Origin of the sequence: Nonomuraea sp. NPDC048916 (assembly GCF_040649575.1) — a bacterium.
Lineage (GTDB): Bacteria > Actinomycetota > Actinomycetes > Streptosporangiales > Streptosporangiaceae > Nonomuraea.
On record NZ_JBEZFS010000016.1, the window covers coordinates 89,773 to 112,468 of the forward strand.

Sequence of the window (22,696 nt, forward strand, 5' to 3'; positions counted from 1 at the left end):
GGCACTCAGGCGAGGGCCGGCCGGCGGGGCAGCAGGGCGAGGGCGCCCAGGTAGAGGACGGCGGCCACGATGAGCAGCGCCTGGTAGCCGATCACCAGGGCGAGGTACTCCAGGCACCCGCCCACCATCGCCCCCAGCAGGTTGGCCCCGAACGAGGTCGTCGCGTCGGCCGTCTCGGCGAAGCGCTTGGCGAACACCACGTTCGCCGCGAAGATCGGCAGGAACGCCACCGTGACCGCGGCGACCGCCCGCAGCGGCAACGGCAGCGACAGCAGCCAGGCGTTGGGCACCAGCCAGGCCAGCAGCAGCCCGCCGAGGAGCACGCCGTACATGACCGGCAGGGGCGGGGTGCGGAAGCGGCGCGTCACCTCGACGGCGGCGAGGACGGCCACGAGCACCCCGGCGAACACGATCGCGTTGACCACCCACGTGGTGCCGAACAGCAGCGCGAACCCGGTCACGCTCTTGGTCTCCAGCAGCATGAAGGCCACGCCGAGCAGGAACAGGTCGGCGTACGGGCGCATCCGCCGGTAGGGGCCGGCGACGACGCGCACGGCCAGCAGGCTGACCGCGAGGATGAGCCCGAGCGTGATGAGGTAGATCGGCGGGATGTCGCCTTCCTTGAGGTAGAGGAAGGGCCGGTCGTCGAGCGCGGGCGGCGGAGTGGCGGCGCCGGCCCCGGCCCAGGGCGCGGCGCAGCGCTGCGCGTCGGGCGTGAAACCGGCCGTGATGACGGCCTGCTGCCCCGCGGTGCTCACCACGTCCACGCACGGCTTGTGGCCGAAGGCGCTCTGCACGGTCGAGGCGAGCCGGTCGACCAGCCAGGTCTCCCGGTAGTAGTTGTACATGGAGAACGCGCCGCCGGGTTTGAGGTGGTCACGGGCCGCCCGCATCGCCTCCTCGGTGAACAGGTAGCTCTCCAGCCGCAGCGAGCTGGCCCCCGACACGAGCGTGAGCGAGTCGGGCAGCGCGAACAGGATCAGGTCGTAGCGCTTGGAGGTGCGTTCGAGGAAGGCCCGGCCGTCGGTCACGTGCGTGGTCACGCGGGGGTCGTCGTAGGGGTGGTCGGGGTGGGTGGAGCCGCCGAGCTCGCGCAGCTTGGGGTCGATCTCGACGGCGTCGACGTGGCCGGCGCCCTTGGACAGCGCGATCGCGACGTCCGTGCCGCTGCCCGCCCCGACGATGAGCACGTCCTTCGGCGGGCTGGTGACCCGCTCGTACGGCAGGCCGTACTGGCGCTCCCATTCCAGGCGGGCGGCGGCGGGCACGGCCTGCTGGTGCGGGATGCCGTTGACGGAGATGTCGGTCACCGGCACGCCGAGCTGCTCGAACTGCCGGAACGTCACCTTGTAGTAGGGCGACCACAGCGCCCCGGCGGTGAGGGTCTCGGCCAGCAGCAGCCCCACGACGGCGAGCGACGGCACCACGACGAAGCCGAGGTAGGTGACGAGCGGCCGGGGCACGAGCAGCAGCGCGTAGGCGACGGCGGCGATGAGCCCCCAGAAGAGCGGCGGCGCGCTCAGGAACGACAGGGCGGTGAACGCGGCGATGCCGGTGAGGCTGCCGATCAGGTCGTAGCGGTAGGCCTCCAGCCGCGGCAGCTCGGGGAAGCAGCGGCCGACCAGCTCGGCCGGTCCCATGAGGACCAGGGCCGCCGCGCAGAAGATCACCGGCAGGATGAGCCAGGCGGGCGGCCCGGTGGTCGCCAGGCTCGTCCAGTAGAGGACGCCCTCGGTGTCGCGGTCGACGGTGACGGGGAAGGTCAGGACGACGATCACCAGGCCGAACAGCACGACGGGCGAGTAGTAGGGCTGCCGCTTGGACCTGCCCACGCGCAGGAACCCGAGCCCGATGCCGAGGAACGAGCCGAGCAGCACGAAGTTGGTGAAGTAGCTCAAGTGCACGATGTTGGACCCGGTCCACCGGATCAGCGCCAGCTCCAGGAAGAGCATGAAGGCGCTGGCGAGGATGAGTCTCGGGCGCACCGCCAGCCAGTGGTCTCCGGTGCCGACTGTGACCGCCTGCTGAGCCTGGAGCGTCATGGGCACTCACCGTAGTGAACGGACCGGGAACACGGAAGCCCGACGCTCGGGAACGTCGGCCGGGCGCTTCGTCTGGTTCGGGGTGTCATGGCAGGTCATATCCCCTGATGATCCGCTGGACGCACCCGTGCGGATGGAGGAATGTGGGGAGGTTCGTTCCCTCCACACGACCGGTGGTGACTCATGCGGGTCCTGATCCAGCTCCGCCCCTCCCCCGACCTGGTCGCGGCCGTCACCGACCCGGGCCGCGTCGCCACCACGGCGGACGTCGCCGACGGCCTGCCCGGGGTGGAGCTCGACCTCGGGTTCGTCCCGGTCGCCGTGCCGCGCCCGATCCCGGCGGCGGGCGGCGACCCGCTCTCGCTCAACCAGCCGCTCGACTTCTCGCTGGCCGCCGAGGACGCCTCGGTGCTCGTGCGGGGCACGATCTCCGACGACGAGCCGGCCACCCGGGTGGCGCTGCTGCAGGCGCTGCGCCCCGACGTGGTCGGCGTCTTCGCCGATCCGGTCATCGAGTCCTCGCCGACCTGCGGAGGCGATCCGCCGGTCGGCGACTGGCACGACGTCGAGCGGCTGCTCAACGTCGCCGGCCTGCACGCCGAGGGGCTCGACGGCGACGGGGTGGCCGTGGCCGTGCTCGACACCGGCGTCAACGTCGCCCACGTCGCCCGCCACCTCGGCAGGAACGTCACGCTCGACGCCGAGCGGAGCTGGTGCCCTGTGGGCGTGACCGGCAGGCCGGGCGAGTTCGAGGTCGACCACGGCACGATGTGCGCCTTCGACACGCTCATCGGCGCGCCCCAGGCGTCCGTGATCGACCTCCCCGTGCTGCTGTCCTCCCGGCCCGGCGGCTCGGCGCTCGACGGGCTGCTGTCCGACGCCGTGGCGGCGTTCGCGCACCTGCGCACGGTGCTCGACGCGCAGCCCGAGGCGTCCAGGGCGCTGGTGGTCTCCAACTCGTGGGGGTCGTTCTCCCCCGAATGGGACTTCCCGGTCGGGCATCCGGGCAACTACTCCGACAACGCGGCGCACCCGTTCAACCTGATGGTGGCCGAGCTCGACCGGGCGGGCGCGGACGTGCTGTTCGCGGCGGGCAACTGCGGGCGCGAGTGCCGGGACGGCAGGTGCGCCTATCCGAACCGGCCGATCGCCGGCGCCAACTCGCACCCCAAGGCGCTGTCGGTGGGCGGCGTGGACATCGGCGGCGAGCGGGTCGGCTACTCCTCGCAGGGGCCGGGCCGGCTCACCTCGCGCAAGCCCGACATCTGCGCCTACACGCACTTCTCGGGGTCCAGGGCGTTCGGCGAGGCCGAGGCCGACTCGGGCACGTCGGCGGCGGCGCCGGTCGCGGCCGGGCTGGTCGCCGCGGTCCGCACCCGATGGCCCTCCTCGCGGCTGTCGCCCGCGCAGCTGCGCGCGCTGCTCCGCCGCACCGCCGAGGACCGCAGCGAGGTGGGCTTCGACTACGACTACGGTTACGGGATCGTGGACCCGGCCGGGATCATCGCCGCGCTCCGGCGCAGGGCCAAGAGCGCCGCCTGAATTCGTTCCCCCTGCCGCACATCTGGTCGCGGCGGCGTCGCCGGCCCGCTAGTTCATGCCGCCCAGCATGGCGGCGCCGCCGAAGACCACGAACATGAGCACGTAGAAGCCGATCACGACCAGGAACAGGCAGGTGCTGACGATGCCGCAGATGCGCCCCGCCTGCACCATGCCGCGGTTCTCGTAGACGTAGCCGCTGCCGTCGATCTCGCGCAGCGCCTTGTTGCCCATCGACCAGGCGAACGGCCCGATGAACGCGCAGACGACCAGGCTCAGGATGCCCAGCACCAGGATCGTGGTGCCGTTGGGGTGCGTCTGGGGCGGCGGACCGTAGTAGGAGGGGCCATAACTGGGATAAGACATCTGCGATCGGCCCCTCGTCCATCGGTGTTTAGGCGGTTTTTATACCACAGGGCGGCACTTGACCGCTGGTTGCGGGACACTTGAGGGCCGCGTGATCATCTACGCCATCATGGTGAGGCAACGCATCCGTCCTGAGGAGCCCACCCCCGTGCGTGAGCGCATGCGCGCCTTCATCACCAGCCGGCGTTTCCAGCAGTTCATCATCGGCGTCATCCTGGTCAACGCGGCCACCCTCGGCCTCGAGACGGTCCCCTCCGTCGTCGTGCGGTACGGCGAGGTGCTCCGGGTGATCGACCACGTGGCCCTCTACATCTTCGTGGTCGAACTGGTGGCCAAGATCTACGTCGAACGGTCCCGCTTCTTACGCGATCCGTGGAACATCTTCGACACCGCGATCGTCGGCATCGCGCTGCTGTCCACGACCGGCGGCCTGTCGGTGCTGAGGTCGCTGCGCATCCTGCGGGCGCTGCGCCTGCTCTCGGTGGTGCCCAGCCTGCGCCGGGTGGTCTCGGCCCTGCTGCGCGCGATGCCCGGGATGAGCTCGATCGTGGTGCTGCTCTCCCTGGTGCTGTACGTGGCCGCCGTGATGGCCACCAAGATGTACGGCGAGGCCGTGCCGGAGCGTTTCGGCAGCCTGCCGACCTCGCTGTTCACCCTCTACCAGACGATGACCGGCGACGACTGGGGCAACATCGCCAGGGACGTGATGCGGGAGCACCCGTCGGCCTGGATCTTCTTCACCATCTTCATCCTGATCTGCACGTTCGTCGTGCTCAACCTCTTCATGGCGGTCGTGGTGAGCGCCATGGAGGAGGAGTCGGCCCTGGAGCGGGCCGAGCTGGCCGAGCTGGAGGACACCTCGGCGGCCTCCACCCGGCTGATCCTGGCCGAGCTGACCGCGCTCCGCGATGAGATAGCCGAGCTGCGCCGGGAGAAGGCGCTGGAGTAGGCCCCCGGCCCGCGGGAGCCCGGCCGGCGCGACCCCAGCCGCAGAAGCCCGGCGCTGCGGGAGCCCGGCACTACGGGAGCCCGGCGCTGCGGGAGCCCGGCTAACGGGAGTAGTACTCGACGACGAGCTGCTCGTCCACCGGTACGGCGATCTGCTCGCGCTCGGGCTTGCCCGTCAGCGTGAACCGCAGGTCGGCGTGGTCGACGGACAGGTAGGACGCGATCCGCTCGTCGGCGTGCACCCCCTCGGCGGCGGCCACGAACGGCCGCATCCGGCGCGACCGCTCGCGCACCGTGACGACCTGGCCGGGCTTGACCAGGTAGCTCGGGATGTCCACCTTGCGGCCGTCGACGGCGATGTGGCCGTGCGTCACGTACTGCCGGGCCGCGTAGATCGACGGCGCCAGCCCGGCGCGCAGCACCAGGGAGGCGAGCCGCGTCTCCAGCAGCGAGACGAGCTCGGCGCCCGAGGCGCCGGGCCTGCGCACGGCGAGGTCCCAGTAGCGCCGCAGCTGCCGCTCCGACAGGTCGTAGTACCAGCGCAGCTTCTGCTTCTCGAGCAGGCGCGTGCCGTAGTCGCCGACGGCGCGGCGGCTGGTCTTGCGACCGTGCTCGCCCGGCGGGTAGGGGCGCTGCTCGAAGTAGCGGACGGCTTTCCTGGTCAGCGGCACGCCCGCGCGGCGCGACAGTCGCACCTTGGGACCGGTGTAGCGCACGTTCACCTCAATGTGATTAGGCAACCCTTACTTAGGCAAGCCTAACCTATTGCTTTCTGCTCCCTCAAGGAGGCGCCCATGCTGCCGATCCCCGAGCGGATCCGCACGCTCGCCACCACCGCCCGCGTCGCCCGGCTGTCCGTCGACGGCACGCCCTCCCCCGCGCAGGGCGGGGTCGACGACCTCGGCCGCCCGGTCCTGCTGGTTCGCCCGGCCCGCACCGGGCTCTGCCTGGAGACCGCCCTGCGCGGTCTGCTGTGCCTGTGCTGAGGGCCGCCGGACGGTGATCGTGTTGATCACGATTCACCCAGAGCCGCCCGAGCGGTCGCGCGGGGTCACTATCATCGGCGGCTGTGAGCGACTCGGAGCGGCGCGGGCGTGTCCTGATGATCGCCGGCGTGCTGGCCGGCGTCCTCATGCTGGCCGGCGCCGCGATCCTGGGCGGCGGCGAGCCGGCGGGCACCTCGCTGTCCCCGGTCAGCCTGCCCGACCAGGCCGGTGACCGGTCGGCGAGCCCGGCCACGGTCCGGGCCACGGCCGCCACGTCCAGAGTGCCCGTCACACGCCCGGCCCACAGCGCGCGGCCCTCGCTCAGGACCGGCGCCAGCCCGGCGGCCACGCTCCCGTCGCGCACCCCGAAGCCCACGGCCAGCCCGACGACGAGTCCCACGGCGAGGCCCGGCCGCTCGTTCGTGACACCCGCTCTGCCCCAGTCGGCGATGCCGACGCGGACACGTCCGCCGGCCGGCAGCGACGCTCCCTCGCTGAGCCCGTCCCCGTCCGGCAGAGCGCCGGACCACGCGCTGGACCACCCTCAGGGCCGGCCACAGAGCCGGTCGCAGAGCTGGTCGCAGAGCCGAACGCCGGCCTACGACACGGAGACGTCCCGGAGGGACTGACGAGCGGGCCCCGATCGAGCGGGCTCCGGCCTCAGCGCCTGGCCAGGCTGTCGTCGACGGCGTCGGGCGACAGCACGTGGTCCAGCACCATCACCGCGCACCCGCTGATGCCCGCCCCCGTGCCCAGCCTGCTCGGCTCGATGCGCAGCCGCCGGGTCGCCAGCGCGGTGGACCGGCGGTAGACGACCTCGCGGATGCTCGACACCAGCGGGCCGAACGCCTCGGCCATGTCGCCGCCGAGCACCAGGACCGACGGGTTGAGGATGTTGACGGCTCCGGCCAGCACCTCGCCGATCCGGCGGCCCGCCTCGCGGACCGTGGCCATCGTCTCGGCGTCGCCCGCGCGCACCAGCGCGGTCACGTCGCCGACGCTCTTGACGTCCTTGCCTGCGGCGCGCAGGTCGCGCAGCAGCGCGGTGCCGCTGGCCACGGAGTCGACGCAGTCGACGTTGCCGCAGCGGCAGAGCACGCCGCCGCCGTCGCGCACCGGGATGTGCCCGATCTCGCCGGCCGCGCCCATGGCGCCGCGCAGGATCTCGCCGCCCGCGATGACGCCGGCGCCGATGCGGGTGGACACCTTGACGAACATCAGGTCGCCGAGCTGGGGGTAGACGCCGCGGTGCTCGCCGATGGCCAGCACGTTGACGTCGTTGTCGACCAGCACGGGCACCGGGAACCGCTCGCGGACGATCGGCGGGATGACCACGCCGGTCCACGAGGCCATCACCCGGGCGCTCTCGGCGCGTCCCTCGGCGAACTCGACCGTGGCGGGCACGCCCATGCCCACTCCCCGGACCATCGAGCGGGGCCTGTCGCCGAGCAGCTCGTCCCAGGTGTCCATGAGCAGCGGCAGCACCACGTCGGGCCCCTGCTCCACGTCGATGGCGAAGTCGCGGCCGGTCAGCTCGCGCCCGGCCAGGTCGCAGACGGCGACCCTGGTGCGGCTCGCGCCGAGCGCGGCCACCAGCACCACGCCGCCCGCGGCGTCGAACTCCAGCCGGACCGGGGGCCGCCCGCCGGTGGAGGGGGCGTCGGCGCGCTCGACGACGAGCCCGCGTCCGAGCAGCTCGCCGACGCGCAGCTGCACCGCGGGGCGGGACAGGCCGGTGACCCGGCCGAGGTCCGCGCGCGTCACGGCTTCACCTGTGCGGATGAGGCGGAGCACCTCACCGGTCGTGGCGAGGCTCGCGGCGGTACGTCGAGACATCGGCCAAGTGAACCACATGGAGTTAGGTAATGAAAAGTCCTGACTTTTTTATCTCAGATAGCAAAACCATGCTTGTGCATGACCCAAACTCTGACTAATGTCCGTTCTGTCCCTGCTTGATAGATCATCGGAGTATCTCCCCGTGTCCCCCCTCTCAACGTCCACCGCCGCCTACACCGCCGATCTGGTGGTCTTCGGCGGCACCGGCGACCTGTCCATGCGCAAGCTGCTGCCTGCGCTGTACCACTGCGACCGGGACGGCCGGCTCTCCCCCGAGACCCGCGTCATCGCCATGTCCAGGGGCGGCCTGACCGACGACGACTTCCGCGGCAAGGTGGACGCCGAGGTACGCGACCAGGTGCCGGTCGGCGACCCCGACGGCTGGCAGCGCTTCCTGGGCCGGCTGCACCACGTGTCGGTCGACGTGGGCCGCCGGGCGAGCGGAGACGACGCGGACCAGGCCGGCTGGAACGCGCTGGCCGCGCTGCTGGCCGGGCACGAGGAGCGCGACCGGGTCTTCTACCTGGCGAGCCCGCCGAGGGCGTTCGGCCCGTTCTGCCGCGAGCTGGCCGGGGCCGGCCTGGTGACGCCGCGCTCCCGGGTCGTGCTGGAGAAGCCGCTCGGGCACGACCTGGTCAGCGCGCGCCGGATCAACGACGAGGTCGGCGCCATCTTCGACGAGCGGCAGATCTTCCGCATCGACCACTACCTGGGCAAGGAGACCGTGCAGAACCTGCTCGTGCTCCGCTTCGCCAACGCCTTCCTGGAGCCGATCTGGAACTCCCTCTGGATCGACCACGTGCAGATCACCGCCGCCGAGACCGTCGGCACGCCCGGCAGGCGCGGCTACTACGACCACGCGGGCGCGCTGCGCGACATGGTGCAGAACCACCTGCTGCAGCTACTGTGCCTGACCGCGATGGAGCCCCCGGCCCGCAACGACCGGGAGGCGATCCGCGACGAGAAGGTGAAGGTGCTGCAGTCGCTGCGGCCCATCACGGGCACCGAGGTCGACAGGTTCACCGTGCGCGGCCAGTACACCGAGGCCTGCGGGATGCCCGGCTACCTGCACGAGCCCGGTTCCACCCCGCCCACCGAGGCGTCGAGCCGGGTGGAGACGTTCACCGCGATCCGCGCCGAGATCAGGAACTGGCGCTGGGCCGGGGTGCCGTTCTACCTGCGCACCGGCAAGCGGATGCCGCGCCGGACGTCGGAGATCGTGGTGCAGTTCAAGGACGTGCCGCACTCCATCTTCCCCGGCGGCACGGCCAACCGGCTGGTGCTGCGGCTGCAGCCCGAAGACGGCATCGAGCTGCACATCATGGCCAAGGAGCCCGGCGCCGGCGAGGTGACGCTCAAGCCGGTGCCGCTCAGCCTCAGCTTCGGCGAGACGTTCACCACGCGGGTCCCCGAGGCGTACGAGCGGCTGCTCACGGACGTGCTCGCGGCCAACCCGACGCTGTTCATGCGCCGCGACGAGGTGGAGACGGCCTGGCGCTGGATCGACCCCATCCTGGGCCGGTGGGAGTCGTCCGCCGACCTGCCCGAGCCCTATCCCGCCGGGTCGGCCGGTCCCGCGGGCGCCCACGAACTGCTCGGCCGCAGCGGTCGCGCCTGGCACGAGGAGGAAGCGTGAATTCGGTCATCCAGGAGATCACGGACAGGATCACCGAGCGCAGCCGGGCCGGCCGTACCGTCTATCTGGAGCGGATCCGGCGTGAGGGCGAGGCGGCGCGGCGGCGGGGGCCGGCGCGCGCGCATCTCGGGTGCGCCAACCTGGCGCACGGCTTCGCGGCCGCCCCGGCCGAGGACAAGCCCGCTCTGCGGGGCACGGCCAAGCCCGGTGTGGCGATCGTGACCAGCTACAACGACATGCTCTCGGCCCACCAGCCGTACGAGACGTACCCGGCGGAGCTGAAGGCGGCGGTGCGCGCGGCAGGTGGCGTCGCGCAGGTGGCGGGCGGCGTGCCCGCGATGTGCGACGGCATCACGCAGGGGCGGGCCGGCATGGAGCTGTCGCTCTACAGCCGTGACGTGATCGCCATGGCCACCGCGATCGCCCTGTCGCACGACATGTTCGACGCGACGCTGCTGCTCGGCGTCTGCGACAAGATCGTCCCTGGCCTGCTGATCGGGGCGCTGCACTTCGGGCACCTGCCGGCGATCTTCGTGCCGGCCGGGCCGATGACGTCGGGGCTGCCGAACAAGGTCAAGGCCCGCGCCCGGCAGCTGTTCGCCGAGGGCAAGGTGGGCCGGGCCGAGCTGCTCGACGCCGAGGCCGAGTCCTACCACTCCCCCGGCACCTGCACCTTCTACGGCACCGCCAACTCCAACCAGGCGCTGATGGAGGTCATGGGGCTGCACCTGCCGGGCTCGACGTTCGTCAACCCGCACACCGAGCTGCGGCACGCGCTGACGGGAGCGGCCGGTCGCCGGGCGGTGGAGATCACCGCGCACGGCGCCGAATACACCCCGGTCGGCGAGCTGGTCGACGAGCGGGCGATCGTGAACGCCTGCGTCGCGCTGCTGGCCACCGGCGGCTCCACCAACCACACGCTGCACCTGGTGGCCATGGCCGCCGCCGCGGGCATCGTGCTGACCTGGGACGACCTGGCCTGCCTGTCGAAGGTGGTGCCGTCGCTGACCAGGATCTACCCCAACGGCCAGGCGGACGTGAACCACTTCCGCGACGCGGGCGGGATGCAGGTGCTCATCGGTGACCTGCTCGACGAGGGCCTGCTGCACGCCGACGTGCTGACCGTGGCCGGGCGCGGGCTCGGCCACTACCGGTCGGCCCCCGCGCTTGCGGGCGGCGAGCTGGTCTGGAGCGAGGCCGGCGGGGGCAGCGCCGACCTGGACGTGCTGCGGCCGGTGTCCGCCCCGTTCGCGGCCGACGGCGGCATCCACATGGTCGACGGCAACCTGGGCCGCGCCGTCAGCAAGGTGTCGGCGGTCAAGCCCGAGCACCTGGTGATCGAGGCTCCGGCCAGGGTCTTCGACGACCAGCTCGACCTGCTGCGCGCGTTCGAGGCGGGCGAGCTGGACGGGCGGGACTTCGTGGCCGTCATCCGCTATCAGGGGCCGAGCGCCAACGGCATGCCCGAGCTGCACAAGCTCACCCCGCCGCTGGCTGTGCTCCTGGACCGGGGGCAGCGGGTGGCGATCGTCACCGACGGCCGGATGTCCGGCGCGTCGGGGAAGGTGCCCGCGGCCATCCACCTGTCGCCCGAGGCGTCCGACGGCGGGCCGATCGCGCTCGTCCGCGACGGCGACGTGATCAGGCTCGACTCGGCGGCCGGGACGCTGGAACTGCTGGTGGAGGCCGAGGAGCTGGCTCGGCGGGCGCCCGAGGGCCGGCCGCTGAGCGACGCCCAGTGGGTCGGCACCGGCCGCGAGCTGTTCGCGGCCTTCCGCCGGATGGCCGGTCACGCCGAGCAGGGGGCGGGGATCTTCGGCGTCAGCGGCGCCGAGTCGCCGCACCACGGGCCGGGCCTCGGCTTCCCCGCCGAGGCGGGCGCCTCCCACCTGGAGTCGGGCTCTTCCGCGTCGTCCCGGCGCCGTACGGGGGTCGCCGGGTGAGCGCCTTAGACTCCGGGGCGCCCCGTGCCCTCCGCCGCGCGACGGGCCGCGCCGGCCGCCGCGGCCGATCGGTGAGCACGTTCGAGCCGCCGTGGCTGGTGGCCGACATCGGCGGCACCAACGCCCGGTTCGGGCTGGTCACCTCGCCGGGTACGCCGCCGTCCGGCGTCGTGGTCCTGCCGGGGGCCGACTACCGGACCCTCCCCGAAGCCGTAGCCGCCTATCTCGCCGAACACGCGGGCGGAGTGCGGCCGGGGGCGGCCTGCCTGGCCCTGGCCGGTCCGGTCAACGGCGACCGCTACGAGCTGACGAACTCGCCGTGGGCCGGATCGGCGCGCGACCTCGGCGTGCCGTACGTGGCGCTGCTGAACGACTTCGAGGCGCTGGCCCTGTCGCTGCCGCACCTCGGCGGGGACGACCTGGTGCCGCTGGGCGGTCCCGAGCCCGGCCACGGGGTCAAGGCCGTCCTCGGGCCCGGCACCGGACTGGGCGTGGCGGGGCTGGTGCCGGTGGACGACGGCTGGATCCCGGTCCCCGGCGAGGGCGGGCACGTCACCGTGCCGGTCCTGGACGAGCGGGAGCTGGAGCTCGTCCGCGTGCTGCGGGCCCGTGGCCCGGTGGTGGCCGAGCACGTCCTGTCGGGCCCCGGCCTCGCGCGGCTGCACCGGGCGCTGGCCGAGGTCAACGGCGTGCCGGCGGACGAGCTGACCGCCTCCGAGATCGTGGCCCGCCCCGACGACCCGCTGTGCGCGGAGACGGTCGAGGTGTTCTGCGGGATGCTGGGCAGCTTCGCCGGGAACGTCGCGCTGACTCTCGGCGCCCGGGGAGGGGTCTACCTGGGCGGCGGAGTGCTGCCCCGTATCGTGGAACGCGTACGCGCCGGTGACTTCCGCGCCAGGTTCGCGGCGAACCCGGACATGTCCGGATACCTGTCCGCCGTCGCGACCACACTGATCGTCACGCCACAGCCGGCGCTGACCGGCGCGGCCGCCTGGCTGGCCCAGCGCGCCTCCGGCACCGGCGCGCCCTTCGTCGCCCCAGAGGAGAACCATCCATGAGCCTGCTCGACCTCGCACCCGTGATCCCCGTCGTGGTGATCGACGACGTCCAGACCGCCGTGCCGCTGGCGCGCGCGCTCGTCTCCGGCGGCCTGCCGGTGATCGAGGTGACGCTGCGCACGGAGGCCGCCCTGGGGGCGATCGGCCGCATCGCCGCCGAGGTGCCCGAGGCGGTGATCGGCGCCGGAACGATCCGGACTTCTGACGACATCGCGAGATCTCTGATGGCCGGGGCGAAGTTCCTGGTCAGCCCCGGCACGACCCTGTCGCTGGTCGAGGCGATGGAGTCGAGCGGGGTGCCGTTCCTGCCCGGCGCGGCGACGGCGTCCGAGGTGATGGCGCTGGCCGAGCGGGGGCTCAAGGAGCTCAAGTTCTTCCCCGCCGAGGCCGCGGGCGGCGTCCCCTATCTGAAGTCGCTGGCCGGGCCGCTGCCGGACGTGCGGTTCTGCCCGACCGGCGGCATCAGGGCGGCCGGCGCGGCCGACTACCTGGCGCTGCCGAACGTCGGCTGCGTCGGCGGCACCTGGCTGACCCCGGCCGACGCCCTCGCGGCGGGCGACTGGGGCCGCGTGGAGAAGCTGGCCTCCGACGCGGCCGCCCTCCGCTGAGCCGCCCCTGAGCCGCCCCTGAGCCGCCGCTGAGCGGCTCTGTGCCCGGCCCCTGTGCTCGCGCCGGACCGCGCCACCCCTGCGCCGCCGCTGAACCGCCGGCCACGGCGGGCCGTCGCCGCGCCACCGGGCGGGCCCTTCCTCCGTTAGAGTCTGGGGTGTCAAAAGGGCATGCCGGGCAGAGGATCGGTCGGTTGCGGCGACGGGATGACGACGGCGAGAGGACATCGACGTTGGGGCAGCAGGGTCGCTCCGCGGGCACCGCGCTGACGCCCGAGGACCCACCGGCGATCGGCCCCTACGAGCTGCTCAGCCGCCTCGGCTCGGGCGGGATGGGCACCGTCTACCTCGCCAGGGCCGCCGACGGCTCGTCGGTGGCGCTCAAGGCCATCCGCCGCGACTTCACCGCCGACCCCGTCTACCGGGCGCGCTTCCACGAGGAGGTCTCCAACGCCCGCAAGGTGGCCTCGTTCTGCACCGCCCGCGTGCTCGACCACGGCGAGCACGACGGAGTCCTCTACCTCGTCACCGAATACATCGACGGCATCTCGCTCGAAGACCACCTGATCGAGCACGGGGCCCTGACACCGTCCGTGCTGCATTCGGCGGCCGTGGGCGTGGCGGCGGCGCTGACCGCGATCCACGCGGCCGGCCTGGTCCACCGCGACCTCAAGCCCGCCAACGTGATGCTGACGCTGGCCGGGCCACGGGTGATCGACTTCGGGCTGGCCCGCTCGTCCCACGTCGACTCCCGCCACACCAACGCCGGCATGGTGATGGGCACACCCGGTTGGATCGCTCCGGAGCAGGTGTTCGAGGGGCGCACGAGCCCAGCGGGCGACGTCTTCGCGTGGGGCTCGCTCATCGCCTACGCGGGGCTGGGCGGCCATCCGTTCGGTGAGGGCGACGCCTACGTCATGGCGGCCCGTGCCCGCACCGCGCCGCCCGACCTGCGGGGGCTGCCCGCGCCGCTCGACCGGCTGGTCGCCGCGGCCATCCATCCCGACCCCGCGCGCCGTCCCGCCGCCAAGCAGTTGCTGCTGGAGCTGGTGGGCGCGGCCGACGAGCCCGCCGCCCAGCTCGCCGCGACCCGCCACCTCTCCAGCTCGTGGAACCCCTCGGAGTTCCCACCGCTCACCCAGTCACCCCCTCCCGTGCACCCCGCTCCCCCACGCCTTCCCCGGCCCGCGCCGCCGCCCCACCCGGCCGCACAGGCACGTACGGGTCACCCGGCCGGCCACGCACCACCCCCCTCCTCGGGCCAGGCGCCCCCCGCGCCACAGCCACCGCCCCACCCGGCCGGCCAGGCGCCTCCCGCGCACCCCTCCGCGCAACACCCACCGGCCCACCCGGCCACGCAGGCGCCGACAGGTCACGCCGCCGGGCCGGCGCGGCGGGGGCACCAGGCGGGGCAGGGGCCGCCGCCCATGCAGGGGCCGCCGGGTCAGCAGACCGGGCAGGGGCCGCTTCCGCCGACCGGGATGTTCCCGGGGGCGAAGCCGCGGCGGAGCGTGTTCGCGGGCTGCCTGACGGCCGTGGTGATCGCGGTCGTGCTGCTGGTGCTGCTGATCGCGGTCATCGCGTGGGTGTCGAGGGCGCCCGAAGCGTTCGGCGCGGACACTCCCGTGCAGGACGGGCGGCTGAGGTTCGCGGTGACGGACACCAAGTGTCCCAAGCCGGCCAAGGCGGCGGTGCTGCGCACGTGCCGGGTGGCGCTGCGGGTGGACAACGTCGGGCAGGAGGCCAGGGTGCTCTATCCGGGCCAGCAGAAGCTGTTCGACGAGGACGACACCCTGCACGGCGGCACCAGGCTGCTCGGCCAGGGGGGCACGGAGGTCACGCCGGCCCGCATCGGACCGGGCCAGTCCTTCACCGGCGCGCTCGTGTTCGAGCTGCCGAAGGACGCCCGGCCCGCGGGGCTGGAGTTGCACGACTCCGGTCTGAGCACCGGGGTGCGGGTCAGGTTCGAGTAGGGCCGCAGGCCGCGTGGTGCGGACGATCTCCGTCTGTGACGACCTGGCCGATCACCATCTGCCGGTCCGGGGACCAGGATGCGCGGGTGGGCGTGCCGGGCGTGCGAAGGTTCTTGGTGCCCATGTCGTATCGAGGGCCCGGCCAATCGTCTTTGGGATGAGGGCCGTCAGCGGGCATGACCGCCGTCAGGCCCGCGTCCACGTGACGCGACGCCAGGCGCGGACCCGTGACGGCCTGGAGAATCTCAGCGACCGATCTCAAGGAGCGGATCATGAATCCCACCCTGAACACCATCGACATCGTGGTGTCCGACATGGACGCCTCGATCGCCTTCTACGCCCGGCTCGGGCTGGAGTTCAAGCTCGATGAGCACTCGCCCGAGCACGCCGGCTGCGACCTGCCGAACGGGCTGCACGTCATGCTGGACACCGAGGGCTTCCGCACCCCGTTCCTGCCTGGCTGGAGCGCGCCGACCGGCGGGCCGCGCACCCTGCTGTGCTTCGAGTTCGACACCCCGGCCGGGGTGGACGCCAAGTACGCCGAACTCGTCGAGGCCGGATACCGCGGGATCGCCGAGCCGTTCGACGCCTTCTGGGGGATGCGGTACGCCACGGTGGCCGACCCGGACGGTAACGGCGTCGACCTGTACGCGACGCTTCCGGCAAGCTGACCACCGTCCACCAGACCCCGCCGAACGACCACGCAGACGACAGGACCCCAGGAGGCCGTCCGTGAAGTACGTGCTGATGTTCATCGAGACCGAACAGTTCGCCCAGGAGCTGGAGGCGATGGGCGAGCTGGAGCGGCAGGCCGCCTATGAGGCGGTGGGCCGCTGGTTCGCCGAGCACTCCGGCAAGATCACCCATCACACGCATCTGGCGCCGGTGCACACCGCGACCACGGTGCGGCTGGACCAAGGCGAGCCGGTGGTCACCGACGGGCCGTTCGTGGAGGGCAAGGAGGTGGTCAGCGGGTTCGCCGAGGTGGAGGTGGCCGATCTGGACGAGGCGCTGAAGCTGGCCCGCTCGTGGCCGGCCTGCCCGATCGTGGAGATCCGCCCCGCCTCATGAACGAGCGGGTGCCCCAGAACGTGAGTCAGGAGGCGAGCCAGGAGGCGCTGGCCCGCGTGGTGCGCGAGCACGCGGGCCGGCTGGCCGCGTCCCTGGTGTCGCTGCTGGGCGACTTCTCCGCGGCCGAGGACCTGGTGCAGGACGCGATCGAGACCGCGCTGCGGCGCTGGCCGGCCGACGGCGTGCCGGAACGGCCGGACGCGTGGCTGTTCACCGTGGCCCGGCGGCGCGGCCTGGACGTGCTTCGGCGCGAGTCCAACTACCGGGCCAAGCTCGCCCGGCTCACCTGGCCGGAACCCGCCTCGCGCGACGACCGGCTACGGCTGATCTTCACCTGCTGCCACCCGGCGCTGTCGCGCAGCGCGCAGATCGCGCTCACGCTGCGGGTGGTGTGCGGGCTGTCGGCGGCGCAGATCGCCGCGGCGTTCGTCGTGCCGGAGAGCACGGTGGCGCAGCGGATCACGCGGGCGAAGCGGAAGATCGGCGAGGCCGGGATCCCCTGCCGCATCCCGGCCGAGGAGGACCTGCCGCGGCGGCTGGGCGAGGTGCTGGCGGTCATCTACCTGCTGTTCAACGAGGGCTACCTGTCCAGCACGCCCGAGCGGGCCCAGGCGCGCGACCTGGTCGATGATGCGGAGTGGCTGGCCGCGCTGCTGGCGAACCTGATGCCGAAGGAGCCCGAGGTGACCGGGCTGCTGGCGCTGATCCGGCTGCATCGGGCCCGGGGCGCGGCCCGCTTCGACGAGCAGGGGCGGCTGGTGCTGCTGGCCGACCAGGACCGCGGCCTGTGGGACCGGCAGGCCATCGCCGAGGCGAGCGCGCTGCTGGTGCGGGCCGCCCGCGCCCACCATCGGCCGGGACCGTATCAGCTGCAGGCGGCGATCGTGGCCTGTCACGCCGAGGCCGGGAGTTTCGCCGACACCGACTGGGCGCAGATCCTGGTCCTGTACGACATGCTGCTGTACCTGGCGCCCTCGCCCGTCGCCCGGCTGCACCGGGCGATCGCGGTGCGCTACACGCAGGGCGCGCGGGCGGCGCTGGCCGAACTGAAGGACCTCGGCGACACGCTGGAGCGTTACCCGCTCTTCCACGCCACCCGGGCCGAGTTGCTGCGGGATCTGGGCCACCGCGAGGAGGCGCGCCGGGCTGATGAGCGGGCGCTGGAGCTGACCGCCAACCCGGCTCAGCAGGAGCTGCTGGAGCGGCGGCTGCTGAGCTGGGACTGACTCCCCGGTCAGGCCCCGGCGATGGCGACCGGCAGGCCGGCCAGGCGCCATTCGAGCATGCCGTCGGCCAGGCGGGCCGCCCCATGGCCGCGCCCGGCCAGGACGCGCACCGCCTCGTGGGCCAGCACGCAGTAGGCGCCGCGGCAGTAGGCGACGATGAGGCCCTCGGCGGGTAGTTCGTCCAGCCGGTCGAGGAGTTCGTCCAGGGGCAGGCTGAGGGCGCCGGGGATGTGACCGGCCGCGTACTCCACGCCCGGCCGCACGTCGATGACCGTCACCTGCCCGGCGGCGAGGCGCTGCTGGAGCTGCTCGCGGGTGAGCTGGTCGGTGTCGCCGGGGCCGAGGTAGGCGGCGCGGGCGCGCTCGGCCTCGGCCAGGTGCGCCGAGCCGACCTGGCGCAGCAGCACCCACAGCGCGGCCACATCCTCGCCCGCCAGCCGGTAGAAGACGCGGGTGCCCTGCCGCCGGGTGGCCACCAGCCCGGCCTGCTTGAGCACCTGGAGGTGGTTGGAGACGCTGGTCACGCCCAGGCCCGCGGCGCGGGCGAGGTCTTCGACCGGCCGCTCGGCCTGGGCCAGCAGCTCGATCAGCTCCAGCCTGCGGTCGCTGGCCAGTGCTTTGGCCACGCTCGCGAACGCCTCGTACAGCCGCTGCCCGCCCACCTCGGCCTCACCTCTCTAATCCATTAGTTCATGGAATAGTGTAATAGCATGAAGCATCTGGACGAGCGAGCGGCGGAACTGGCCGATGCCCAGCGTGAGCAGTGGCGGGCCACCTACACGGCCCACCCCGGCTTGTACGGCCGGCGGCCGTCCGAGCCGGCCGTCTACGCCGCCGATCTGTTCACCTCGCGTGGCGCGAGCGACGTGCTGGAGTTGGGCGCCGGGCACGGCCGCGACACCCTGCACTTCGCCGGGCGCGGCCTGGCCGTGCACGCCACCGACTTCTGCGCCGAAGCCCTGGCCCAGCTGCGCCAGGCCGCAGACCGTGCCGGGCTCGGCGAGCGGGTGCGCGTCAGTGTGCACGACGCCCGCGAGCCCCTGCCCCTGAACGACGCGTCGGTGGATGCCGTCTACGCGCACATGCTGCTGTGCATGGCCCTGTCCACCGAGCAGATCCATGCCCTGGCCGGCGAGGTGCGGCGGGTGCTGCGACCGGGCGGCAGCTTCGTCTACACCGTCCGCCACGTCGGCGACGCCCACCACGGCACCGGGATCTCGCACGGCGACGACATCTACGAGCACGGCGGGTTCGCCGTGCACTTCTTCACCCGCGCCCTGGTCGAGGCCCTGGCCGAGGGCTGGGTGGGCCTGCGGATCCACGCTTTCGAGGAGGGCGAGCTGCCGCGCCGGCTGTGGCGCGTCACCCAGCGGCTGCCGTGACGCGGGCACGCGCGATGCGCTTCCGGCCCGATGGCCGGCACATGAGCGGGCACACCCGGCCGGAGATCGGCCGATGCTCGCTCGCGGTGATCGTGGTGTTCGCGGGCCTGGCGGTCACCAGGTGACCGGCAGCGCGGTCAGCCCGCCGGTCAGCGTGTTCGCAGTGAAGGTCAGCTCCTCCACCGCGCACCCCAGCTTCAAGGCGGGCAAGCGGGCGGCGAGCTGGGAGAAGACCACCTGCAGCTCGATACGCGCGAGCGGCGCGCCGATGCAGTAGCGCGCGCCGTACCCGAAGGTCAGATGCGGCACGGCCGGCCGGTCGAGGTCGAAACGGTCGGGGTCGTCGAACACGCCGGTGTCGTGGTTGGCCGCGCCGGTGTCCAGCAGCACCAGATCCCCGGCCCGCACGCGCACGCCGGCGATCTCCAGGTCGGTGCGGGCGTAGCGAGGGATGCCGCCGCCGCCCAGGCCGGGCGCGCGCAGGATCTCCTCCACCGCGGCGTCGACCCGGGACGGATCGGCCTTCAGCGCCTGCCACTGGCCGGGGGTGGCCAGCAGCCACAGCGCGCCCAGGCCGATCGCGGTGACCGTGGTCTCGTGTCCGGCGAACAGCAGGAACATGCCCATCGCGGCGGCCTCGTCGTCGCCGACCCCGTCGGTGGCGGCCAGCCGGGAGATCACATCGGCCTCGCCGTCGGCATCGACGGCGCCCTCAGCGCGTTTGCGGGCCACCAGCTGCCGGCCGTAGGTGAACAGCTCGGCCAGCCCCTGCTCCGAGCGCGCCCGGTCGGTGACGTCGCCGGCGGCCTGCGTCCAGGCCCGGAACCGGGCCCGGTCCTCGTACGGGACGCCGAGCAGCTCGCAGATGACCGCGATCGGCAGCGGCAGCGCCAGCGCGGCGTGCAGATCGGCCGGGGGCCCGGCGGCGGCCAACTCCTCCAGCAGGGCGGCGGTCAGGGTCTCGACGCGGCCGCGCAGCGCGCGCATGCGCTTGGGTGAGAACTGCGGCTGCAGCAACGCGCGCAGGCGGCGGTGGTCGGCCCGCTCCGTGTCGAAGTCGCCCAGCGGGCCGCCGAACATCGCCGACTCCCCGGTACGGGAGGCGTGCTCGGGATCACGGTGGGCCCGGCCGAGCCGGTCGTCGTCCAGCAGCGCGCGTACCTGCGCGTAGCCGGTCACCAGCCACGCCGGGTGGCCCACGGCGGTGCGGATCGCGTGAATAGGGCCTTGCGCCTGCAGCTGGCGCAGCAGCGGCGCGGGCCGCATCGGGCTGTCTTGCCGGAACGGCAGCTGGACGGGTGTGGACACGACTCCCCCAACGAGTAGACGCACGTTTGTATACTTCGCTGTCTATAAAGCTACTTGTAGACTTTAGGTTCTACAAGTGGAGGAGGGCGGATGCACCACCCCGACCCGGCCGGCGCCGAGATCGAGGCGAGGCAGGCGAAGCCGGAGGACGGCGCGGCCACACACGCGCCGGTGCGGCGGCTGCGCCGCGCCGAGCGGCGCGAGCAGATCCTGGACGCCGCCACCCGCGCCTTCGCCCAAGCCGGTTACGCCGCCACCGGCCTGGACGACGTCGCCGCCGAGGCGAACCTGACCCGGGCGATGCTGTATCGGCACTTCGACTCCAAGGCGGATCTGTACCGGGCGGTGCTGGATCGGGCCTGCACCCGGCTGGGCGAGGCCACCGGCACCGACGACTTCGACGATGACGCCATCCCCGCCCTCATGCGCTCGGCGGCCGCTGACCCCGACGGGTTCAAGCTGTTGTTCCGCTACGCCGCCCGCGAGCCTGACTTCCGCGAACTGATCGACACCATCACCGCCGCCTCCCGCGAGGTCGCGCACCGCAACCTGGCCCGGGTCATCCCGGCGGGCCCATGGCTGGACTGGGCGGCGAACCTGATCCCGGCCTTGACCATCGAGGCGGTCATCGCCTGGCTGGACGCCGGCCGGCCCGACCCCGGCCAGGCCGCCGACCGCATCGCCCAGGCCGTGCACGGCGTCATGGCCGCCGCCCGGCCCGCCTCGTGAAGCCCCGGCCCTTGTTCTTGCCGGTGGGAACACCCGCCATGCCGTCCGTGGTCGCGGCGATCGTGACCGAATGTGGTGTCACCGGCCGGCCGCTGCGCCGAGCAGGGCGGGTTCGGTGATCGGCGACTCGTGGGTGCCGGTGACCGTGCAGGCGTGGGCGCCGGCCAGCGACCCGAGCCGCACGCACTCCTCCAGCGGGAGGCCGCGCAGTTTGCCGTACAGGAAGCCGGAGACGAAGGCGTCGCCGGCTCCGTTGGTGTCGGCGACGGGAGCGGGCAGCGGGGCGGCGGGGAAGGCGCGCACCCGCCCGCCGCGCGTCAGGACGAGGCAGCCGCCCGCGCCGCGGGTGCAGACGACCGTCTCGGCGCGGCCCCGGGCGAGGATGTCGCGCATCGTGGTCTCGGGTGAGGGCAGCGCGGCGGAGGAGAGGAAGACGAGGTCGGAGCGTTGGGCGAAGTCGCGGTGGTGGTCGTCGACGCCGTCCCAGTCGTGCAGGTCGGTGGAGGTGGGCACGCCGTCGAGGTGGTCGTAGACGTGGCGGCAGAAGTCGGTGATCGAGACGTGCGCGTGGCGCGCCCGCACTCCGGTGTAGAGCTCGGGCGGCAGCCGCTCCCCCGGCGTGGCGCGCGGGTCGAACAGCGAGGTGCGCCGGCCGTCGGGGCCGACGAGCAGCACGCTGCGCCGGGTGCCCGCCTCGGCGGGGGCCCAGCGGAAGTCGACGCCGCCCAGGGCGCGGCGGACCAGGTCGCCCTGCGGGTCGTCGCCGACGAGGTCGGCGAACGCGACGGACAGCCCGAGCGCGGCGCAGCCGAGCGCCACTCCGGCGCCGGTGTTGCCGATGCGGTCGATCACCGGTGGCACCGCGTAGGTGTCGGCGTAGGGCAACGGCAGCTCGGGCACGTAGACGGTGGTGTCGACCCCGGCGCCGCCGAGCACGAGGACGTCGTGGATCATCGGTTGACCAGCGGGCCGGAGCCGGTGGAGCCGCGCACGACCAGCTCGGGCTGGAAGATCAGCTCGACGTGCTTGGCCGGGGCGCCGTTGACCTCTTCGAGCAGCGTCTGCACGGCGGCGGTGGCCATGGCGCCGATCGGCTTGCGCACGGTCGTCAGCGGCGGGTCGGTGAACGCGATCAGCGGCGAGTCGTCGAAGCCGACCACCGACACGTCGCCGGGCACGGTCAGGCCCTGCTGCCGGCAGGCTCGGATCGCGCCCAGCGCCATCAGGTCGCTGGCGCAGACGATGCCGGTGCAGCCGCCGGCCAGCAGTTGCGTGGCCGCGGCCTGGCCGCCCTCGACGGAGAACAGCGAGCTGGCGATCAGGTCGTCGACGTCGGTGGCGCCGAGGAGTTGCGCCATGGCCTGCCGGTAGCCCTCGATCTTGCGGATCACCGGCACGAACCTGCGCGGCCCGATGGCCAGCCCGACGCGCTCGTGGCCGAGGTCGACCAGGTGCTGCACGGCCAGGCGGGCGGCGAGCCGGTCGTCGGGCGAGATGAACGGGGCGTCGATGTGCTCGCTGTAGCCGTCGACCAGCACGATCGGCAGCCCGCGGTCGGTGAGCCGGGTGTAGCGGTCCATCCGGGCGGTGGTGTCGGCGTGCAGGCCCGACACGAACACGATGCCGCTCACCCCGCGGTCGACGAGCAGCTCGGTGAACTCGTCCTCGGGCGCGCCGCCGGGCAGCTGGGTGCAGAGCACGGGCGTGTAGCCGTGCTGGGTCAGGGCCTTCTCGATGGCCTGCGCGAACGCGGGGAAGATGGGGTTGTCCAGCTCGGGCGTGACGAGGCCGACCAGTCCGTTGCTGCGCTGGCGCAGGCGCGGCGGGCGTTCGTAGCCCATGAGGTCGAGCGCGGTCATCACGGCCTGGCGGGTGCCGGCCGAGACGCCGGGTTTGCCGTTGAGCACCCGGCTGACGGTGGCCTCGCTCACCCCGGCTTGGGCGGCGATGTCGGCGAGGCGCGCGTGACCGTTCATGCGGGACACTTTACTTTCCGCCGGGCTCCGGCATCGGGCGCATCCGCCGGGCCGGGCGCATCCGGGGCG

Annotated in this window: 23 protein-coding genes; 15 read left to right on the top strand and 8 right to left on the bottom strand. The window is 73.0% G+C overall.

Going from position 1 to position 22,696, the window contains the following annotated elements; translation table 11 throughout:
* Positions 1 to 5: 5 nt before the first annotated feature.
* Complete coding sequence (locus AB0C16_RS19230) at positions 6 to 2,042, bottom strand: spermidine synthase (protein WP_357684598.1); 2,037 nt, start codon at positions 2,040 to 2,042, stop codon at positions 6 to 8.
* 183 nt (positions 2,043 to 2,225) lie between these two features.
* On the opposite strand from AB0C16_RS19230, the gene AB0C16_RS19235 reads away from it, so the two are divergent.
* Complete coding sequence (locus tag AB0C16_RS19235) at positions 2,226 to 3,584, top strand: S8 family serine peptidase (protein WP_357684600.1); 1,359 nt, start codon at positions 2,226 to 2,228, stop codon at positions 3,582 to 3,584.
* A 48-nt stretch (positions 3,585 to 3,632) separates the two neighbouring features.
* On the opposite strand, the gene AB0C16_RS19240 is transcribed toward AB0C16_RS19235, so the two are convergent.
* Entirely contained in the window at positions 3,633 to 3,947 is a 315-nt protein-coding gene (locus AB0C16_RS19240) for a DUF4190 domain-containing protein (RefSeq protein ID WP_357684602.1), read from the bottom strand.
* 148 nt (positions 3,948 to 4,095) lie between these two features.
* Between AB0C16_RS19240 and AB0C16_RS19245 the strand changes: the two genes are divergently transcribed.
* A complete protein-coding gene (locus AB0C16_RS19245) occupies positions 4,096 to 4,896 on the top strand; it encodes an ion transporter (protein WP_357684604.1) in 801 nt (266 codons plus the stop codon).
* 100 nt (positions 4,897 to 4,996) lie between these two features.
* Here AB0C16_RS19245 and rpsD read toward each other — a convergent pair whose 3' ends face one another.
* A complete protein-coding gene (gene rpsD / locus AB0C16_RS19250; RefSeq protein ID WP_357684738.1) occupies positions 4,997 to 5,611 on the bottom strand; it encodes a 30S ribosomal protein S4 in 615 nt (204 codons plus the stop codon).
* A gap of 78 nt (positions 5,612 to 5,689) precedes the next feature.
* Between rpsD and AB0C16_RS19255 the strand changes: the two genes are divergently transcribed.
* A complete protein-coding gene (locus AB0C16_RS19255) occupies positions 5,690 to 5,881 on the top strand; it encodes a hypothetical protein (protein ID WP_357684606.1) in 192 nt (63 codons plus the stop codon).
* An 83-nt stretch (positions 5,882 to 5,964) separates the two neighbouring features.
* Positions 5,965 to 6,510 carry a hypothetical protein gene (locus AB0C16_RS19260; protein ID WP_357684608.1) on the top strand — a complete coding sequence of 182 codons (546 nt, stop codon included), beginning with the start codon at positions 5,965 to 5,967 and terminating at the stop codon, positions 6,508 to 6,510.
* Positions 6,511 to 6,541: 31 nt separating this feature from the next.
* Here the strand turns inward: AB0C16_RS19260 and AB0C16_RS19265 are convergent, their stop codons facing one another.
* Positions 6,542 to 7,717 (bottom strand): ROK family transcriptional regulator, encoded by a 1,176-nt coding sequence (locus AB0C16_RS19265; RefSeq protein ID WP_357684609.1) that lies wholly within the window; start codon positions 7,715 to 7,717, stop codon positions 6,542 to 6,544.
* Positions 7,718 to 7,859: 142 nt separating this feature from the next.
* On the opposite strand from AB0C16_RS19265, the gene zwf reads away from it, so the two are divergent.
* The 8 genes from zwf to AB0C16_RS19305 all read left to right on the top strand — a co-directional run bounded on the left by zwf (position 7,860) and on the right by AB0C16_RS19305 (position 17,232).
* Positions 7,860 to 9,353 (top strand): glucose-6-phosphate dehydrogenase, encoded by a 1,494-nt coding sequence (gene zwf, locus AB0C16_RS19270; RefSeq protein ID WP_357684611.1) that lies wholly within the window; start codon positions 7,860 to 7,862, stop codon positions 9,351 to 9,353.
* Complete coding sequence (gene edd, locus AB0C16_RS19275) at positions 9,350 to 11,296, top strand: phosphogluconate dehydratase (RefSeq protein ID WP_357684613.1); 1,947 nt, start codon at positions 9,350 to 9,352, stop codon at positions 11,294 to 11,296. Before zwf ends, edd begins: the two co-directional genes overlap by 4 nt.
* A 71-nt stretch (positions 11,297 to 11,367) precedes the next feature.
* Positions 11,368 to 12,354: a glucokinase gene (glk, locus tag AB0C16_RS19280; RefSeq protein WP_357684740.1), complete on the top strand. Its 987-nt coding sequence runs from the start codon at positions 11,368 to 11,370 to the stop codon at positions 12,352 to 12,354.
* Entirely contained in the window at positions 12,351 to 12,962 is a 612-nt protein-coding gene (gene eda / locus AB0C16_RS19285) for a bifunctional 4-hydroxy-2-oxoglutarate aldolase/2-dehydro-3-deoxy-phosphogluconate aldolase (protein WP_357684615.1), read from the top strand. The genes glk and eda overlap by 4 nt, the downstream gene beginning before the upstream one ends.
* A 233-nt stretch (positions 12,963 to 13,195) precedes the next feature.
* Positions 13,196 to 14,935 (top strand): serine/threonine-protein kinase, encoded by a 1,740-nt coding sequence (locus AB0C16_RS19290; RefSeq protein ID WP_357684616.1) that lies wholly within the window; start codon positions 13,196 to 13,198, stop codon positions 14,933 to 14,935.
* A 272-nt stretch (positions 14,936 to 15,207) separates the two neighbouring features.
* Complete coding sequence (locus AB0C16_RS19295) at positions 15,208 to 15,606, top strand: VOC family protein (RefSeq protein ID WP_357684618.1); 399 nt, start codon at positions 15,208 to 15,210, stop codon at positions 15,604 to 15,606.
* A gap of 61 nt (positions 15,607 to 15,667) precedes the next feature.
* Positions 15,668 to 16,006, top strand: coding sequence for a YciI family protein (locus tag AB0C16_RS19300; RefSeq protein WP_357684620.1), 339 nt, complete (start codon positions 15,668 to 15,670; stop codon positions 16,004 to 16,006).
* Positions 16,003 to 17,232 (top strand): sigma-70 family RNA polymerase sigma factor, encoded by a 1,230-nt coding sequence (locus tag AB0C16_RS19305; RefSeq protein ID WP_357684622.1) that lies wholly within the window; start codon positions 16,003 to 16,005, stop codon positions 17,230 to 17,232. The genes AB0C16_RS19300 and AB0C16_RS19305 overlap by 4 nt, the downstream gene beginning before the upstream one ends.
* Before the next feature lie 8 nt (positions 17,233 to 17,240).
* Here AB0C16_RS19305 and AB0C16_RS19310 read toward each other — a convergent pair whose 3' ends face one another.
* Positions 17,241 to 17,894: a metalloregulator ArsR/SmtB family transcription factor gene (locus AB0C16_RS19310; RefSeq protein ID WP_357684624.1), complete on the bottom strand. Its 654-nt coding sequence runs from the start codon at positions 17,892 to 17,894 to the stop codon at positions 17,241 to 17,243.
* Positions 17,895 to 17,942: 48 nt separating this feature from the next.
* Here AB0C16_RS19310 and AB0C16_RS19315 point away from each other — a divergent pair, with 48 nt between their 5' ends.
* A complete protein-coding gene (locus AB0C16_RS19315; RefSeq protein WP_357684626.1) occupies positions 17,943 to 18,614 on the top strand; it encodes a class I SAM-dependent methyltransferase in 672 nt (223 codons plus the stop codon).
* Positions 18,611 to 18,739: a hypothetical protein gene (locus tag AB0C16_RS19320; protein WP_357684628.1), complete on the top strand. Its 129-nt coding sequence runs from the start codon at positions 18,611 to 18,613 to the stop codon at positions 18,737 to 18,739. The genes AB0C16_RS19315 and AB0C16_RS19320 overlap by 4 nt, the downstream gene beginning before the upstream one ends.
* On the opposite strand, the gene AB0C16_RS19325 is transcribed toward AB0C16_RS19320, so the two are convergent.
* Entirely contained in the window at positions 18,729 to 19,922 is a 1,194-nt protein-coding gene (locus AB0C16_RS19325) for a cytochrome P450 (RefSeq protein ID WP_357684630.1), read from the bottom strand. The genes AB0C16_RS19320 and AB0C16_RS19325 overlap by 11 nt on opposite strands.
* A gap of 90 nt (positions 19,923 to 20,012) precedes the next feature.
* Between AB0C16_RS19325 and AB0C16_RS19330 the strand changes: the two genes are divergently transcribed.
* Positions 20,013 to 20,651 carry a helix-turn-helix domain-containing protein gene (locus AB0C16_RS19330; RefSeq protein WP_357684632.1) on the top strand — a complete coding sequence of 213 codons (639 nt, stop codon included), beginning with the start codon at positions 20,013 to 20,015 and terminating at the stop codon, positions 20,649 to 20,651.
* 78 nt (positions 20,652 to 20,729) lie between these two features.
* Here the strand turns inward: AB0C16_RS19330 and AB0C16_RS19335 are convergent, their stop codons facing one another.
* The gene (locus AB0C16_RS19335; RefSeq protein ID WP_357684634.1) at positions 20,730 to 21,605 is read right to left on the bottom strand and encodes an adenosine kinase; all 876 of its coding nucleotides are present in this window, start codon (positions 21,603 to 21,605) and stop codon (positions 20,730 to 20,732) included.
* Positions 21,602 to 22,627, bottom strand: coding sequence for a LacI family DNA-binding transcriptional regulator (locus tag AB0C16_RS19340; protein WP_357684636.1), 1,026 nt, complete (start codon positions 22,625 to 22,627; stop codon positions 21,602 to 21,604). Before AB0C16_RS19340 ends, AB0C16_RS19335 begins: the two co-directional genes overlap by 4 nt.
* Positions 22,628 to 22,696: the final 69 nt, after the last annotated feature.

Coding starts and splice junctions, on each gene's coding strand:
- AB0C16_RS19230 (WP_357684598.1), bottom strand. CDS start 2,042: ATGACGCTCCAGGCTCAGCAGGCGGTCACAGTCGGCACCGGAGACCAC.
- AB0C16_RS19235 (WP_357684600.1), top strand. CDS start 2,226: ATGCGGGTCCTGATCCAGCTCCGCCCCTCCCCCGACCTGGTCGCGGCC.
- AB0C16_RS19240 (WP_357684602.1), bottom strand. CDS start 3,947: ATGTCTTATCCCAGTTATGGCCCCTCCTACTACGGTCCGCCGCCCCAG.
- AB0C16_RS19255 (WP_357684606.1), top strand. CDS start 5,690: ATGCTGCCGATCCCCGAGCGGATCCGCACGCTCGCCACCACCGCCCGC.
- AB0C16_RS19265 (WP_357684609.1), bottom strand. CDS start 7,717: ATGTCTCGACGTACCGCCGCGAGCCTCGCCACGACCGGTGAGGTGCTC.
- eda (WP_357684615.1), top strand. CDS start 12,351: ATGAGCCTGCTCGACCTCGCACCCGTGATCCCCGTCGTGGTGATCGAC.
- AB0C16_RS19295 (WP_357684618.1), top strand. CDS start 15,208: ATGAATCCCACCCTGAACACCATCGACATCGTGGTGTCCGACATGGAC.
- AB0C16_RS19305 (WP_357684622.1), top strand. CDS start 16,003: ATGAACGAGCGGGTGCCCCAGAACGTGAGTCAGGAGGCGAGCCAGGAG.
- AB0C16_RS19315 (WP_357684626.1), top strand. CDS start 17,943: ATGAAGCATCTGGACGAGCGAGCGGCGGAACTGGCCGATGCCCAGCGT.
- AB0C16_RS19330 (WP_357684632.1), top strand. CDS start 20,013: ATGCACCACCCCGACCCGGCCGGCGCCGAGATCGAGGCGAGGCAGGCG.
- AB0C16_RS19335 (WP_357684634.1), bottom strand. CDS start 21,605: ATGATCCACGACGTCCTCGTGCTCGGCGGCGCCGGGGTCGACACCACC.
- AB0C16_RS19340 (WP_357684636.1), bottom strand. CDS start 22,627: ATGAACGGTCACGCGCGCCTCGCCGACATCGCCGCCCAAGCCGGGGTG.